The sequence below is a fragment of the Lysobacter sp. DMC104 genome (assembly GCF_056313665.1).
Window position 1 is genome coordinate 239342 of record NZ_JBQUZW010000007.1, and the last position, 13758, is coordinate 253099.

A 13758-nucleotide genomic window follows, 5' to 3' on the forward strand; every position below is an offset into this window, starting at 1 on the left:
GGTGAGTTGCTCCTGGATCGCGTGTCGCAGTGGCATCCGCCGCAGCCTGCGAACCTGATCCGATGTTCATCCTTGAACCTTGGGCCCAAGACTCTGCCCGCTCCGAGGGGTTGTCAAGTTCGACTTCCGGCGTAGGCCGGACGTGATTCCGGTTCTGCGGACGCACGCACGGACTCGCCCGGAAACCGTGCGGGAATGCGGAAAACGCCGGCCTCCGGCGCGTCCCGGGGAAGCCCGTTGCGGGCTGCGGCATACTATGGCCCCGGCTCGAACGGCCTCGCGCGGACAGGCAAGCTCTTGAAACTGCACATCCTCGGCATCTGCGGCACCTTCATGGGCGGCGTCGCCGCACTGGCGCGCGAACACGGCCATGTCGTCGAAGGCAGCGACCAGTCGGTGTATCCGCCGATGTCGACCCAGCTCGAACAACTCGGCATCGCGCTCGCGCAGGGCTACCAGGCCGACAACATCTCCGCCGACTGCGACGAGATCGTGGTCGGCAACGCGCTGTCGCGCGGCAACCCGGCGGTCGAGTTCGTGCTCGATCGCGGCCTGAAGTACACCTCCGGCGCGCAGTGGCTTGCGGAAAACGTCCTGCCCGGGCGCGACACGCTGGCGGTCGCGGGCACCCACGGCAAGACCACGACGACGACGATCCTGAGCTTCCTGCTCGATCGCGCCGGGCGCGATCCGGGCTTCCTGATCGGCGGCGTGGCCGAGGATTTCGGCGTGTCGGCGCGCGTCGGCACGGGACGCGAGTTCGTGGTCGAGGCCGACGAATACGACACCGCGTTCTTCGACAAGCGCAGCAAGTTCGTGCACTACCGGCCGCTGGTGGCGATCCTCAACAACCTCGAATACGACCACGCCGACATCTTCCCCGACGTGGCCGCGATCCAGCGCCAGTTCCACCATCTCGTGCGCACCGTGCCCGGCCGCGGCCGGTTGATCGTCAACGGCGAGGACGCGCGCCTCGACGAAGTGCTGGCGATGGGCTGCTGGACGCCGGTCGAACGTTTCGGCCTGCTGCGCGACGGCATGGCCGACGACGCGTTCCACTGGGGCGCGCGCCTGATCGAGGCCGACGGCAGCGCGTTCGCGGTGTACCGCGCGGGCGAGCGTCTCGGTGACGTGCGCTGGCCGATGCTCGGCCTGCACAACGTGCTCAACGGCCTCGCCGCGCTGGCCGCGTGCGCGGCGGTGGGCGTCGAGCCGGCGAACGTGATGTCTGCGCTCGCGGAGTTCCGCAGCGTGAAGCGCCGGCTGGAAGTGATCGGCACCGCGCAGGGCGTGACCATCTACGACGACTTCGCGCACCACCCGACCGCGATCCGCACCACGCTGGAAGGCCTGCGCGCGAAGGTCGGCGCGGCGCGCATCGTGGTCGCGATGGAGCCGCGCAGCAATTCGATGCGCCTCGGTGCGCATGCCGACGCGCTGGCGCCGTCGCTGGACATCGCCGATGCGGTGGTGTTCCTGCACCGGCCGGAGCTCTCCTGGGACGCGGCGAAGGTGATGGCCCGCGTCCGCGGCGAATCGCGCACCGCGCCGACCGCCGATTCGCTGATCGCCAGCCTGCGCGCGCTCGTGCGCGACGGCGACCACGTGGTGTTCATGTCCAACGGCGGCTTCGACGGCGCGCCGCGGCGGTTCCTCGCCGCGTTGCAGGCATGAGCGACGACGCGCCGTCGCCGGAGCCCCTGCCGCTCTTCCCGCTGCGCACCGTGCTGGTGCCCGGTGGTGCGCTGGGGTTGCGCATCTTCGAGACGCGCTATCTCGACATGGTCCGCGACTGCGGACGCAGCGGCACCGGCTTCGGCGTGTGCCTGATCCTCGACGGCGCGGAGGCCGGTGCGCCCGCGACGCCCGCTGCGGTCGGCACCGAGGCGCGGATCGAGGATTTCGACACCACGCCCGAAGGGCTGCTCGCGTTGCGCGTGCGCGGCATGCGCCGCTTCCGCGTGCGCCACACGCGGGTGCGCGCGAACGGCCTGGTCACGGGCGATGTCGACTGGTGCGCGCCGGATCCGGACGATCCGCTGCGGCCCGAGCACGCGTTGCTCGGCGATGTGCTGCGGCAGACGCTGGAGCGTGCCGGCACCCGCGCCGTCGACGTGCCGCAGGCGCGGTTCGACGATGCCGCATGGGTCGGTTGGCGTCTCGCCGAACTGCTGCCGCTGGACGACGAGACGCGCCAGGCGCTGCTGCAGGAAGACGACCCGCACGCGCGGCTCGACCGGTTGATCGTCGCGATCAGCTGATCGAAACGATCACATGACGCTGCCGTCGGCGGGCAGGTCGCAGTCGACGCCGTCCACGCGCACGCGCAGCACCGGGCGGCCGCCGTCGGGATGCGGCGATTCCGCCTGCGGCAGGTCGGCGAGGGCTTCGCGCACGCGCACGTGCGCGCCGTCGGGATCACCGCCTTCCGGCCGCCACAGCGCGATCGCCGGCAGCGGTCGCACGAACCGCAGGGTCTGCGTGGTGCCGACCCACAGCGGGCGGCCGTCGGACAGCGTCACCGGAGCGCGCCACAGGCGCAGCACGATCGCTTCGTCCTGGCGCGCGCCGGCACGGCGCATGAGCAACGCCTCGGCCTCGGTGTCCAGCGTCGCCGGCAGCACCGGCTGCCGCGCGGGCGGGCGCTTCGCGTCGAGCAGGCCGAGGGTGGCGATCCAGTTCGCCTGCGGCTGCACCCGCCAGCCGCGGGCCAGCAGTCGTTCGCGCACGGCCTCCAGCGGTCCGGCGACCTGCACGTCCAGCGGCCAGCGGCGGGCGTCGGCGGTCTCGTCGCGGTGCGAGGGCAGCGTCTCCCAGTCGCCCGACCACCAGGCGTCGGCGTCGAGCGTGCGCGTCGGTGCCGCGACCGCGTAGTGCTTCAGCACCGTGTCCACGCTGCGCGGCCCGTGCCACAACGCGGCCACCGCGAAGCCGGCGTAGAACAGCGTGGCCGCCGGCCGGATCCAGAACGAACGCCCGATGTGCCGGCGATACGCGATGCCCAGCACCAGCAGCCACAGCACGCCGAACAGCGCGCCGGCGATGACGTCGCTCAGCCGGTGCGCGCCGAAATACAGCCGCGCGAAGCCGAGCAGGGCGACCATCGCGCCGGCGACGAGGTACGGCCACACCCGGCGCCGGCCCGGCAGTTCGCGCGCGATCAGCACGCCGAAGAAGCCGAACACGATCGTGGTCATCGTCACCGGGAAGCCGAAGCCGTCCGGCGTGACCGCCAGCCCCGGCGCCACCGTCGACAGGCCGAGCATGGCGGTGAATACCAGCCCGAAGGCCACCGCCGCCAGCCAGTGCGCGGCGGCGGCGAAGCGGCGACGCCACAGCAGCCAGGCCAGCGCCAGCGCCATCGCCGGCAGCAGCACCTCGGCGTCGCCGATCGACGACAGCGCGGCCAGGAAATGGTCGGCCAGCGGATTGCGCAGGCGGATCATCGTCGCCTGCACCGCACGGTCCAGCGACAGCGGGCCGCCGTGGGCGAGGGTGGCACCGAGCAGCGCGAACCAGCCCCAGCCGATCGCGATCAGGCACGCCGCCAGCATCGCCAGCGACGCCGATTCCGGCCGCTGCGGCTGGATCAGCGGCGCGGCGTAGCGCGACAGCCGCGGATGGGCGCGGGTCCAGCGCAGCGCCCGCGCCAGCAGGCGGTCGGCGTGGTCGGCGAACCAGCGCCACGTGTACAGCACGATCGCCCACACCAGCGCCAGCACCGCCACCAGCGCCAGCAGCACCAGCGCGAGGCGGTCGGCGACCGCGGCCACGGCGTCGTACGAGGCCCCGAACACCCAGCCCGGGGCGAGGAAGCAGGCCGCCCACAGCACCGCGGCGAGCAGGCTGGCCGGCACGTAGCGCTTGAGCGGCACCCGCAGCATGCCGGCCACCGCCGGCACGAACGGCCGCACCGCGCCGACGAAGCGGGCGATGACGATGCCGGTGGCGCCGTGGCGCTTGAACAGGCGCTCGCCGCGATCGATGAACTGCGGGTAGCGCCGGAACAGCCAGTGGTCGCGCATCGACGCGCCCCAGCGATGGCCCAGCCAGTAGCTCAGCGCGTCGCCGGCGAAGGCGCCCAGCGCGGCGCAGGCGAGGGCGTAGGGGCCGTCGAGGTGGCCCAGGCCGATCAGCGTGCCCACCGCGAACAGCAGCGGCAGCGCCGGGACCACGATGCCGACCACCGCCAGCGCGTCGCAGAAGGCGATGAGGAAGATCACGCCGCCCGCGGCCACGCGGTGCGCGACGATCCATTGGGTCAGGGCATCCAGCCAGGCGCTGGTCATCGGACCACGCTCGCCGTCGGGCGGTTCGTGATCGGGCTGCTTGTCGTCGACTTGCTCGTCATCGGCCTGCTCGTCATCGCCCTAGTATCGCAGGCCGGCGTGACCGTGCCCCGACCGTGCAGTCCGCAGGCGCGGACGGCCTCCCGGGTCCTTACAATCGCGGGATGTCTTCCGAGGCCATCGAAGAGCGGGCGCTGAAGTCCGACAGTTTCGGCCGCATCGCGCTGATGCGCGGCGCCGACGGTCTGTTCGTGCGCCGCGACCTGGCCCACGTGCCGCTGTGGCTGCGCCTGCCGGCCTGGTGGCTGGCCCGGCGCGAGGCCCGCGGCCTGCGCCGGGCGCTGGGCGCCGAGGCCGTGCCGCAGCTGCTGGCCTGGGACGGCCGCCGGCTCGACCGCAGCTATCTCGACGGCGCGGCCATGTACCAGCGTCCCCCGCGTGGCGATGTCGCCTACTTCCGGCTCGCGCGCCGGCGGCTGCTGGCGCTGCACCGGCGCGGTGTCGCCCACAACGACCTGGCGAAGGAAGCCAACTGGCTGGTGCTGGCCGACGGCACGCCGGCGATCATCGACTTCCAGCTGGCCGTCTGCGGCCGCCCGCGCTCGCGCTGGATGCGCCTGCTGGCGCGCGAGGACCTGCGCCACCTGCTCAAGCACAAGCGCACCTACTGCCCCGAGGCGCTGACCCCGGTCGAGCGCCGGCTGCTCAAGCGCACCTCGTGGGTGCGCGACCTGTGGTTCCGCACCGGCAAGCCGGCGTACCGTTTCGTCACGCGTCGGCTGCTCCAATGGGAAGACAATGAAGGCCAAGGCCCGAAACCCTGAGCGCTTCGCGCTGCTGCTCTGCGCAGTCGTTGTCCTGGCCGGATGCGCTGGCGACGGACGCACCGCCCCCGCTTTCGTCCTGCGCGACGACCCGGAAGACCGCGTGTGCCGCATCGATGCCGACTGCGACGCCGTGTTCCTGCCGTGCCGCGGCTGGTGGGCGGTGCGCCGCGATCGCGCCGCCACGTTCTCGGCGCGCTACCAGGCGGACAATCGCGACGAATTCCGCCGCAGCGATTGCGCGGGCCCGGGCGACGCGCCATCGCCGCCGGCATCCTGCAAGGCGAACGCATGCGCGCTCGTTCCGTCGCCGGCGCGCGTCGACGCGACCCGTTGATCCACATGCCATCACGGCCTTTCATTTCCCTTCGAGGGTTCCGCACATGACGACGCTTTCCGGCAAGACCCTCTTCATCACCGGCGCCTCGCGCGGCATCGGTCTCGCGATCGCGCTGCGCGCCGCGCGCGACGGCGCCAACGTCGCCATCGCCGCCAAGTCGTCGGTGGCCAATCCGAAACTGCCCGGCACCATCCACACCGCGGCGGCGGCGGTCGAAGCGGCCGGCGGCCGCGCGCTGGCGCTGAAGTGCGACATCCGCGAGGAGGACGAGGTCCGCGCCGCGGTCGCGGCCACCGTCGACGCGTTCGGCGGCATCGACGTCCTGGTCAACAACGCCAGCGCGATCTGGCTGCGCGGCGCGCTGGACACGCCGATGAAGCGCTTCGACCTGATGCAGCAGGTCAATGCCCGCGGCAGTTTCCTCTGCGCGCAGGCCTGCCTGCCGTACCTGCTGCAGGCGCCGAACCCGCACATCCTCACGCTCGCGCCGCCGCCGTCGCTGGATCCGAAATGGTGGGGCCCGCACACCGGCTACACGCTGGCGAAGATGGGCATGAGCTTCGTCACCCTGGGCCTCGCCGCCGAATTCGGCGCCCGGGGCGTGGCGGTCAACGCGCTGTGGCCGCGCACGGTGATCGCCACCGACGCCATCAACATGATCCCCGGCGTCGACGTCGCCATGTGCCGCAAGCCCGAGATCATGGCCGACGCCGCGCACGCGGTGCTGACCCGCGCCGCCGCCGGCTTCCACGGCCGCTTCCTGATCGACGAGGACGTGCTGCGCGAAGCCGGCGTCTCCGACTTCGACGGCTACGCGGTCGATCCCTCGAAGCCGCTGCTGTCGGATCTGTTCCTCGACTGAGTCTGTCCATCGAATGTTTTTCCGGCCGCGCTTTCGGCCGCCCCCACGGAGTCTTCCCGATGAAATACCTCCACACCATGGTCCGCGTCCGCGATCTCGACGCCTCCCTGCGCTTCTACTGCGACGGCCTCGGCCTGAAGGAAATGCGGCGCATGGAGAATCCCGGCGGCCGCTACACGCTGATCTTCCTCGCCGCCGACGAAACGCCGTCCGCCGAGGTCGAACTGACCTACAACTGGCCGCCGGAAGACGGTTCGCCGCCCGAGGACTACGGCAGCGCCCGCAACTTCGGCCACCTCGCGTTCCGTGTCGCCGACATCTACGCCACCTGCGCGCGGCTGCAGGCGCTGGGCTACACCATCCACCGCCCGCCCCGCGACGGGCACATGGCGTTCGTGCGCTCGCCGGACCTGATTTCGATCGAACTGCTGCAGGACGGCCACCTGCCGCCGCAGGCGCCCTGGGACACGATGCCGAACACGGGGAGCTGGTGATGACGACGCACGACGCCACCGCCGCGCTGGTCGAACTGGGCCAGCGCTACACGCTGCCGGTCTACAAGCCGCGGCAGCTGATCCTCGAACGCGGGCAGGGCAGCCGCGTGTGGGACATCGAAGGTCGCGAATACGTCGATTTCGCCGGCGGCATCGCCGTCTGCGGACTGGGCCACTGCGATCCGGAACTGGTCGCGACGCTGACCGAGCAGGCCGGCAAGCTCTGGCACACCAGCAACGTGTTCTACAGCGAACCGCCGGTGCGGCTGGTGCAGGAACTGGTCGAGGCCTCGCGCTTCGCCGAGCGTGCGTTCCTGTGCAATTCCGGCACCGAGGCCAACGAGGCCGCGATCAAGCTCGTGCGCAAGTGGGCCACCGCGCAGGGCCGCGCGCCCGAGCGCCGCGTCATCGTCACCTGCCACGGCAGTTTCCACGGCCGCACGCTGGCCGCCGTCACCGCCACCGCGCAGCCGAAGTACCAGGCCGGCTACGAACCGCTCCCGGGCGGGTTCCGTTACGTCGATTTCAACGATCTTGCCGCGCTGGAAGCCGCGATGGCCGCCGGCGACGTCTGCGCGGTGATGCTCGAACCCGTGCAGGGCGAGGGCGGCGTGATGCCGGCGCAGGACGGCTACCTCGCCGGCGTGCGCGCGCTGTGCGACCGCCACGACGCGCTGCTGGTGCTGGACGAGATCCAGTGCGGCATGGGCCGCACCGGCCCGCTGTTCGCGCACTGGGCCGACGGCGTGGTGCCGGACATCGTCACCCTCGCGAAGGCGCTGGGTGGCGGCATCCCGATCGGCGCGCTGCTCGCCGGCCCGAAGGTCGCCGAGGCCATGCAGTTCGGCGCCCACGGCACCACCTTCGGCGGCAATCCGCTGGCCGCGGCGGTTGCGCGCGTCGTGCTGCGCCGGCTGCAGTCGCCGGAGATCGTCGCGAACGTCGACTGGCAGTCCGCCGTGCTGCGCGCGGCGCTGCAGACCGTCAACGCCGAACTCGACGTCTTCGCCGAAGTCCGCGGTCGCGGCCTGATGCTCGGCGCCGTGCTCGCACCGAAGTACGCCGGCCGCGCCGGCGAGATCCTCGACCTCGCCGCCGCCGAAGGCCTGCTGCTGCTCCAGGCCGGTCCCGACGTGCTGCGCTTCGTGCCGGCGCTGAACATCGACGAAGGCGAAGTCGCGCAGGGCCTCGGCCGCCTCGAACGCGCCCTGCGGGCGTTCGTGGACGCGAACCGCTGATTGGTCAGGCCGGACCAGGCTCACCTGAAGCCTGTCCTGTAGGAGCGCCGGAAGGCGCGACAGGCTGCGGACAGGCTTTCCGGGAATCGTCGCGCCTTCCGGCGCTCCTACAGGAAGGCCGACTTCATCGGCTATGCGACGTGCTCTTTGTGGGAGCGGCGTAAGCCGCGACGCTCGACGGACAGCCTGTCCGCAGCCCGTCGTGGCCCCCGCCGCTCCCACAGGAGAGGCCGGTGCCGAAGACCGGGCCGAGGAGGATCGAAGCGCCTCCCCGAAGTCTGCGCGCTCAGCCCAGCGCCTGCCGCAAATCTTCGATCAGGTCGTCGACGTGCTCCAGCCCCACCGACATCCGCAGCAGGTTCTGCGGCGAGCGCGGGTTCGGGCCTTCGACCGAGGCGCGATGCTCGACCAGCGATTCGCAGCCGCCCAGCGAGGTGGCGTTGGTGAACACGCGCAGCTTGCCGGCCATCGCCAGCGCGGCCTCGCGGCCGCCGCGCAGTTCGATGCTCATCATTCCGCCGAAATCGCGCATCTGCCGCGCGGCGACGGCGTGGCCCGCGTGCGTCGGCAGGCCGGGCCAGTTCACGCGTTCGATCGCCGGATGCGCGGCGAGGAATTCGGCCACGCGGCGCGCGTTCGCGCAGTGCATCGCCATGCGCGCGCCCAGCGAGCGGCAGCCGCGCAGGGTCAGCCATGCGCTGAACGGCGCCAGCGTCGCGCCGGTGATGTGCAGCCGGTGCGCGACCTTCTCCGACAGCTCGCCGCGCTTGGCGAACACCAGCGCGCCGCCGAGCACGTCGCTGTGGCCGCCGAAGTACTTCGTCGTCGAATGCATCACGACATCGGCGCCGTGCGCGATCGGCCGCTGCAGCAGCGGCGTGGCGAAGGTGTTGTCGGCAATCACTTGCCCGCCCGCGGCGTGGCCGAGTTCCGCCAGCGCGACGAGGTCGCTGACCTTCATCAGCGGATTCGACGGCGTCTCGATCCACAGCATCGCGATGCCGCCCGCGCACGCAGCGCGCACCGCGTCGAGGTCGGCCATGTCGACGGCGACGGCGGTGATGCCGCGCTCCGGCAGGAATTCGGCGCAGAGCATGCGCAGGCCGGTGTAGCAGTCGTCGGGGATCAGCACCCGCGCGCCGTTGGGCAGACATTCCAGCAGGCAAGTCATAGCGGCCATGCCGGAGGCGAAGGTCGCCGCGTCCTCGCCGCCTTCCAGCGCCGCCAGTGCTTCGCGCAGGCGATCGTTCGTGGGATTGCCCTCGCGCTGGTACTCGTAGCCGGCGATGCGTTCGCCCGACGGCCCGTGGCGGAAGGTCGTGGCGAGGTGGATCGGCGGCGCGACCGCGCCCGTGGCCGGATCGACTTCGTTGCCGACGTGGACGGACACCGTTTCGGGGCGCAGCGTGCTCATGCCCGCAGCTCCGCGAACGACGCGCGTGCCGCGTCGAGCGTCGCCGCGATCACCGCGTCGTCGTGCGCCATCGACAGGAAGCCGGCCTCGAACGCCGACGGCGCGAGGTACACGCCGCGTTCGCGCATCGCGTGGAAGAAGCGGTTGAACGCGGCGGTGTCGCCGGCGGTCGCCTGCGCGTAGGTCTCGACCTTCTCCGCGGTGAAGAACAGGCCGAACATGCTGCCGACGCGGTTGGTGCTGAACGGCACGCCGGCGGCGCGGGCGGCGTCTTCCAGCCCGGCGCAGAGCGCGGCGGTGCGCGCGTCCAGCGTCTCGTAGAAGCCGGGCGCCTGGATCAGGTCGAGCATCGCCAGGCCCGCGGCCATTGCCACCGGATTGCCGCTGAGCGTGCCGGCCTGGTAGATCGGGCCCGACGGCGCGATCTGGCGCATGAGGTCGGCGCGGCCGCCGTAGGCGCCGACGGGCATGCCGCCGCCGATGATCTTGCCGAAGGTGCTGAGGTCCGGGGTGATGTCGTACACCGCCTGCGCGCCACCGAGCGCGACGCGGAAGCCGGTCATCACTTCGTCGAAGATCAGCAGCGCACCGTGCTGCGTACACAGGTCGCGCAGGTGCTGCAGGTAGCCGGGGCGCGGCGGGATGCAGTTGGCGTTGCCGACGACGGGTTCGATGATCACCGCCGCGATCTCGCTGCCGATCTCGTCGAACAGGCGGGTCGCGCCCTCGAAATCGTTGTAGCTCAGCGTCGCGGTGAGTTCGCTCAGGCCGGCGGGCACCCCCGGCGAGGTCGGCACGCCGAGGGTGAGCATGCCGCTGCCGGCCTTCACCAGGAACGAATCGCCGTGGCCGTGGTAGCAGCCCTCGAACTTCACGATCCGGTTGCGGCCGGTGGCGCCGCGCGCGAGGCGGATCGCCGACAGCGTGGCCTCGGTGCCGGAGTTCACCATGCGCACCATCTCGCAGCTCGGCACCAGCTTCGTGATGGCCTCGGCCATCGTCACTTCCAGCGGGTTCGGCGTGCCGAAGCTCAGGCCGTTGCGCGCGGTGGCGATGACCGCGTCCAGTACCTTCGGGTGGTTGTGGCCGACGATCATCGGGCCCCATGAGCCCACGTAATCGATGTAACGGTTGCCGTCGGCGTCGTACAGGTACGCGCCGTCCGCGCGCTCGACGAAGAACGGTTCGCCGCCCACCGACTTGAAGGCGCGCACCGGCGAATTGACGCCGCCGGGCATCAGGTCCTGGGCGCGGGTGAAGAGGGCGTGGGAGCGATCGGTCTGCATCGGTGTGGGTCCTGCGAAAAGGGCGGAAAACGGGAATTCAGTGCATGTCGTCGAAGCAGCGGCGGTACGCGGCCGCGGCCGCGACGGGATCGGGCGCGTCGAACACGCCGCTGATCACCGCCACGAGGTCCGCGCCGGCGGCGATCACGTCGCGGGCATTGTCCGGCGTGATCCCGCCGATGGCCACCCGCGGCAATCCGAACGCCGCGCTGTCGCGCAGCAGGTCGAACGTGGCGCGGCGGGCGTTGGGCTTGGTCGTCGAGGGAAAGAACGCGCCGAAGGCGACGTAGCTTGCGCCCGCCGCCGCGGCCGCACGGGCCCGCGCGAGGTCGTCGTAGCAGGAGACGCCGATGATCGCGTCCGCCCCGAGGCGCGCCCGGACCGCGGTCGGGTCGCCATCGTCCTCGCCCAGGTGCACGCCGTCCGCGCCGACGGCGATCGCGAGATCGGCGTCATCGTTTGCGACCAGCGGCACGCCGGCCGCGCGGCACAGCGGCAGCAGCGCCGTCATCTGCTGCTGCCGGAGCGCGGCATCGGCGACCTTGTTGCGGTACTGGAGCAACGCCGCCTGGCTCAGCACGGCGCGCACGCGGTCGAGCAGCCGCCCGGTGTCGGGCTCGTCGGGGGTGATCAGGTACAGCCCGCGCAGCGGCGGGAAGGGGGGCGGGGAGGAGGTCATCTGGAGGATCGGCCGCACAACCGGCAGAATGGGCGTTTTGGATGCAAGGACATTATCCGATGAACCCCACCGATGACGCCTCCCGCCGCTACCGCTGCATCGTCTGCGACCACATCTACGACCCCGCCGTGGGCGATCCGGAGACCGGGATCCCGCCGGGCACGCCGTTCTCCGCGCTGCCAGCCGACTGGGTCTGCCCGGAATGCGGCGTCACCAAGGAAGACTTCGAGCCGATCTGACGCCGCGGCTTCGCTTCCGGCCCGGGGCGCGGGATGGGACAATCCGTGCCTCCTTCGAACCCGAGGCCCGTCCCGATGAGCGATACCGCAAGCCCCGTCGTCTACCGCACCTGGATGTGCGTCGTGTGCGGCTTCGTCTACGACGAAGCGAAGGGGTTGCCCGAGGAGGGCATCGCGCCGGGCACCCGCTGGGAAGACATCCCGGACACGTGGACCTGCCCGGATTGCGGCGTCACCAAGTCCGATTTCGAGATGGAAACCGTCTGACGCCAGGCGGGGCGGCGCCCCGCATCGTCCTGTTCCGGAACGCCGTGGCCCCGTGGCCGCGGCGTCGTCGTTTCCGGGCGGCAAATCGCTTCGAGGTTCAGTGCAGGGGCAGGTGCCGCGCGCCCTGTTCCACCAGTCGGTCGCGGACCGTGTCGGCGTCGTCCGCCTCAGGCTGGATCTGCAGGTAGCGCCCCAGGTCGCGTGACGCGCCGGTGGCGTGGCCGAGTTCGAGATAGCCCAGGCCGCGATCGCGCAGGGCCTCGGCGTTGTCGGGCGACAGACGCAGGATCCTGTCGGCGCAGCGCACGGCCCGCGGCCAGTCGCCGCGTTCGGCGTACAGCGCATGCAGGTTGCGCAGCATCCGTACCAGGATCGCCCGCGGCGACGCCGGGACGAGGATGCGCATCAGCGCCTCGTCCGGCACCGGTTCGCCGAAGTGCGGCTGCGCCCGCTGGCGCAGTTCGTCGGCCGACAGCGGCCGCCCCCGGTTGAAGGGGTCCATCACCAGCATTCCGTCGTCCACCGGCAGGCTCACCAGGAAGTGCCCGGGGAATGACACGCCTTCCAGCCCCACGTCGAGCCGGCGCGCCACTTCGACCAGCAATACTCCCAGCGAGATCGGATTGCCCAGCCGGAGCGCCAGCACGTCGTTCAGGTAGCTGTTGCGGGGGTCGTAGTACTCGGCGTGGTTGCCGGCGAAGCCCAGTTCCTCGAACAGATGGCGATTGATCGCCTGCATCTTCAGCGGCGCTTCGTCGATCTGCGCCACCTCGGCGCGCAGGCTGTCGGCGAGTGCCGCGATCTGCGACTCGCAGGCCGCAGCGTCGAGATCGGGGTACTCGTCGTGCGCGATCAGCAGCGCGCCGTGCAGCAGCGGCACGTCCTCGTCGGCGAGCGTCGCGAAGGTCGACCAGTCGGGCAGGGCGTGGGAAGCGTTCATGGCGGGAGAGTGCGGGCGCCGCGGGCCACGGGCAAGCCCGCGACGGCGATGGTTCAGTGGCCGGGCGGGATGTCCGGGCCGAAGGTCAGCTGCGCGCCGTTCTTCAGGTCCATGGCCGACGCCTGGCCGGCATTGAGTTCCAGCACGTAGCGGGCCGGCGCGTCGCTGGGATACGGCGGGCAGCGATCGCCGAGCGAACAGGGCGGCACGTCACGTTGCTGCGAGACGAGCTTGCGGGCGTCGTCGAAATACAGGATGTCCAGCGGGAGTTTGGTGTTCTTCATCCAGTAGGCCAGCGGCATCTGCTGCTCGTGGATGAACAGCATCCCGTGGTCGGCGGCCATCTCGTCCCTGAACATCAGTCCGCGTGCGCGTTCCTGCCCGTCATCGGCGATCTCCACCACGAACCGCTTCCCGTTCAGCTCCACCCAGTGGTCGCTGGCCTCGCCGCAACCGCTCGCGGACAGCCCGAGAAGCAGGATCACCACACCGAACACGCGCATGACGTAACTCCGCAGGAGAAAGCGTGACGATCACGGCCGCAACGGATCGCGTCAAGAGGGCGCATCGCCCCTCTTCCCAAACGTCATGTTGCCGTGCACAATGCGCGCCCTCGCAGCGGGAACCGAACGGTTCTCCGGTGCGGGAAACGCGACAGGATCGGGGAGTTGACGGCTTCGGAGGCCCCTCTATAATGCGCGGCCCGCCAAGTGCTCAGGCACGACGGCAGGCAGGTCTGGCAGAAAGATCGGTGTTGACGAAAACGTCGAAGCCCGTCATGATGCAAGACCTTCTCGGGCACGGCGAATGCCGCGACCGACGAAAGAAAAACGCAGCAGGGTGTTGACGGCAACGGAAACCACCCTATAATGTGCGGCTCCCTCGG

General features: G+C 71.0%; 14 protein-coding genes and 1 pseudogene. 9 read left to right on the forward strand and 6 right to left on the reverse strand.

Going from position 1 to position 13758, the window contains the following annotated elements:
- The first annotated feature begins 297 nt into the window (after nt 1-297).
- Nucleotides 298-1674: a UDP-N-acetylmuramate:L-alanyl-gamma-D-glutamyl-meso-diaminopimelate ligase gene (gene mpl, locus ACT53R_RS11175; RefSeq protein WP_476171952.1), complete on the forward strand. Its 1377-nt coding sequence runs from the start codon at nt 298-300 to the stop codon at nt 1672-1674.
- Entirely contained in the window at nt 1671-2261 is a 591-nt protein-coding gene (locus ACT53R_RS11180; protein ID WP_476171953.1) for an LON peptidase substrate-binding domain-containing protein, read from the forward strand. The genes mpl and ACT53R_RS11180 overlap by 4 nt, the downstream gene beginning before the upstream one ends.
- Nucleotides 2262-2270: 9 nt before the next feature.
- Here the strand turns inward: ACT53R_RS11180 and ACT53R_RS11185 are convergent, their stop codons facing one another.
- Nucleotides 2271-4289 carry a VTT domain-containing protein gene (locus tag ACT53R_RS11185; RefSeq protein ID WP_476171954.1) on the reverse strand — a complete coding sequence of 673 codons (2019 nt, stop codon included), beginning with the start codon at nt 4287-4289 and terminating at the stop codon, nt 2271-2273.
- A 164-nt stretch (nt 4290-4453) separates the two neighbouring features.
- On the opposite strand from ACT53R_RS11185, the gene ACT53R_RS11190 reads away from it, so the two are divergent.
- From ACT53R_RS11190 to ACT53R_RS11210, 5 genes are all read left to right on the forward strand, one after another.
- Nucleotides 4454-5113, forward strand: coding sequence for a protein kinase family protein (locus ACT53R_RS11190; protein WP_476171955.1), 660 nt, complete (start codon nt 4454-4456; stop codon nt 5111-5113).
- 103 nt (nt 5114-5216) lie between these two features.
- On the forward strand, nt 5217-5450 hold the full coding sequence (locus tag ACT53R_RS11195; RefSeq protein WP_476171956.1) for a hypothetical protein: 234 nt from the start codon (nt 5217-5219) through the stop codon (nt 5448-5450).
- Between the two features lie 46 nt (nt 5451-5496).
- Entirely contained in the window at nt 5497-6315 is an 819-nt protein-coding gene (locus ACT53R_RS11200; RefSeq protein WP_476171957.1) for an SDR family oxidoreductase, read from the forward strand.
- Between the two features lie 59 nt (nt 6316-6374).
- Nucleotides 6375-6809, forward strand: a complete 435-nt coding sequence (locus ACT53R_RS11205; protein ID WP_476171958.1) for a VOC family protein — start codon at nt 6375-6377, stop codon at nt 6807-6809.
- A complete protein-coding gene (locus ACT53R_RS11210; RefSeq protein ID WP_476171959.1) occupies nt 6809-8047 on the forward strand; it encodes an acetylornithine transaminase in 1239 nt (412 codons plus the stop codon). The genes ACT53R_RS11205 and ACT53R_RS11210 overlap by 1 nt, the downstream gene beginning before the upstream one ends.
- A gap of 286 nt (nt 8048-8333) precedes the next feature.
- Here ACT53R_RS11210 and ACT53R_RS11215 read toward each other — a convergent pair whose 3' ends face one another.
- Genes ACT53R_RS11215 through thiE form a run of 3 tightly spaced genes read right to left on the reverse strand, consistent with a single transcriptional unit; the run spans nt 8334 to nt 11426 of the window.
- Nucleotides 8334-9461 (reverse strand): trans-sulfuration enzyme family protein, encoded by a 1128-nt coding sequence (locus ACT53R_RS11215; protein WP_476171960.1) that lies wholly within the window; start codon nt 9459-9461, stop codon nt 8334-8336.
- The gene (gene hemL, locus ACT53R_RS11220; RefSeq protein WP_476171961.1) at nt 9458-10747 is read right to left on the reverse strand and encodes a glutamate-1-semialdehyde 2,1-aminomutase; all 1290 of its coding nucleotides are present in this window, start codon (nt 10745-10747) and stop codon (nt 9458-9460) included. The genes ACT53R_RS11215 and hemL overlap by 4 nt, the downstream gene beginning before the upstream one ends.
- 37 nt (nt 10748-10784) lie before the next feature.
- Nucleotides 10785-11426, reverse strand: a complete 642-nt coding sequence (gene thiE / locus ACT53R_RS11225) for a thiamine phosphate synthase (RefSeq protein ID WP_476171962.1) — start codon at nt 11424-11426, stop codon at nt 10785-10787.
- Nucleotides 11427-11485: 59 nt separating this feature from the next.
- Here thiE and rd point away from each other — a divergent pair, with 59 nt between their 5' ends.
- Together rd and ACT53R_RS11235 are read left to right on the forward strand one after the other, a co-directional pair.
- Entirely contained in the window at nt 11486-11665 is a 180-nt protein-coding gene (rd, locus tag ACT53R_RS11230) for a rubredoxin (protein ID WP_476171963.1), read from the forward strand.
- Nucleotides 11666-11696: 31 nt separating this feature from the next.
- A pseudogene (locus ACT53R_RS11235) lies at nt 11697-11932 on the forward strand (rubredoxin); the annotation flags it as partial.
- A 97-nt stretch (nt 11933-12029) separates the two neighbouring features.
- Here the strand turns inward: ACT53R_RS11235 and ACT53R_RS11240 are convergent.
- Both ACT53R_RS11240 and ACT53R_RS11245 read right to left on the reverse strand, forming a co-directional pair.
- Nucleotides 12030-12872 carry a SirB1 family protein gene (locus ACT53R_RS11240; RefSeq protein ID WP_476171964.1) on the reverse strand — a complete coding sequence of 281 codons (843 nt, stop codon included), beginning with the start codon at nt 12870-12872 and terminating at the stop codon, nt 12030-12032.
- Between the two features lie 53 nt (nt 12873-12925).
- Entirely contained in the window at nt 12926-13375 is a 450-nt protein-coding gene (locus ACT53R_RS11245; RefSeq protein WP_476171965.1) for a DUF192 domain-containing protein, read from the reverse strand.
- Nucleotides 13376-13758: the final 383 nt, after the last annotated feature.